The sequence below is a fragment of the Actinomycetota bacterium genome (assembly GCA_040905475.1).
In the GTDB taxonomy this organism is placed as follows: Bacteria; Actinomycetota; AC-67; order AC-67; family AC-67; genus DATFGK01.
Map to the genome: position 1 here is coordinate 1 of JBBDRM010000031.1, position 1,585 is coordinate 1,585.

Here is a 1,585-nt window from a genome sequence, read left to right on the forward strand (position 1 = left end):
GTCCTCTACTGGTGGCCGCTGGTCGGTCCCGGTCCGGAGCGGGAGCGGCTGCCGTACTTCGCCGGGCTCGGCTACCTGGTGCTGCCGTTCGTCTTCCCGAAGTTCCCCGCGGCCGTGTGGGTCTTCTCTACCGACCCGATCTACGGACGGTTCGCGGAGACGCCATCGCCGTGGGGGATGGGCGCTCTCGCGGACCAGGGCTTCGCCGGGTTCATCCTCTGGCTGCCCGGCAGCGCCGTGGTCGCGGTCGCCATCTATCTCCTCCTCCGGCACTGGCTTCGCGAGGATCGCCGGCTCGGCCTGCGCCAGCGGCTGGGTGTCCCCGCAGACCCCGACGCCGTCGCCGCCCTCGTACGGCCGGACATCCCGGAACTCTGGAACGTGGTGGAGGCGCTCGTGCGGATCATCGACGACGCGTCGCCCCCGCGCCTCGGATCGGACCTGGCCTTCATGCGCGAGCGGGGCCGCGTGATCCTGCTGCTGCACGTGCCCGCCGGCGCGGATGACCAGGCTGTCCTCGTCCGTCGCATCGAGGCAGGCTATGTAGCGCACCTGCGGGGGTACCCGGACGAGCGCGCCGAGGTCATCCGGGAGCACCTCCGCGTGCAGGTCGTCCCCTACGGCGCGCGCGTCACCTGAGGCTGGCCGCGTCCGGCCGCCTCATGCCTCATCCCTCATCGCCTCGGGGGCCCGGTGCTACTATCCGGCGGCTCGCAGCCAGCCCGCGCGGCGGCGCGAGACCATCGCCGCTGCCGCCTTCCGAGGGAGACTGCCATGCCCATGACCGTGGGGACCGGAATCGGATCGGACCTGAAGAGCGTCCCGGATCAGGCGCGCCACCTCGAAGCCCTCGGGTACGACATCGTGTCCGTGGGCGAGACGCAGCACAACCCCTTCCTGCCGATGACGCTGGTCGCCGAGCACACAGAGCGGATGAAGTTCGGGACCTCGGTGGCCATCGCCTTCCCTCGCGTGCCGCACATCACGGCGAACATCGCGTGGGACCTGGCGAACTACTCGGGCGGCCGGTTCGTCCTCGGCCTCGGGACGCAGGTAAAGGGGCACAACGAGCGCCGCTTCTCCGTGCCCTGGGCCCCGCCCGGCCCTCGGCTGCGCGACTACGTCAACTGCATGCGCGCGATCTGGGACTCATGGCAGAACGGCACGAAGCCGGACTACGAGGGCGAGTACTACCAGTACAAGCTCACGAGCCCGTTCTTTAATCCCGGCCCGATCGAGCACCCCGACATCCCGGTGATCATCTCCGCGGTGAACCCGTTCAACGCCCGCCTCGCCGGCGAGGTCTGCGACGGCATCGCGATCCACAGCTTCAGCACCTTCAAGTACATCCGCGAGGTCCTCATCCCGGCGGTGCAGGAGGGTGCCCGGCGTGCCGGCAAAGATCCCGCCAGCGTCCAGGTACGCGGAGGCGGGTTCATCGTGACCGGCAGGACCGAGGAAGAAGTCGCGCGCGCGACCGAGCAAAGCCGCCGGCGGATCTCCTTCTACGCCTCTACGCGCTCGTACGGGAACGTGATGAAGCTCCACGGCTGGGCCGACGAGGCCGCCCACCTCCACCGCCTCT

The 1,585-nt window shown here is 69.8% G+C and carries 2 protein-coding genes; both read left to right on the forward strand.

All coding sequences use genetic code 11. From position 1 onward, the window contains the following. Positions 1-639, forward strand: a 639-nt coding sequence (locus tag WEB06_02990) for a cytochrome c oxidase assembly protein (GenBank protein ID MEX2554580.1), incomplete at its 5' end; no start/stop codon positions are given. A 135-nt stretch (positions 640-774) separates the two neighbouring features. Further along, the coding region (locus WEB06_02995) for a TIGR03617 family F420-dependent LLM class oxidoreductase (GenBank protein MEX2554581.1) at positions 775-1,585 on the forward strand (811 nt) is incomplete at its 3' end.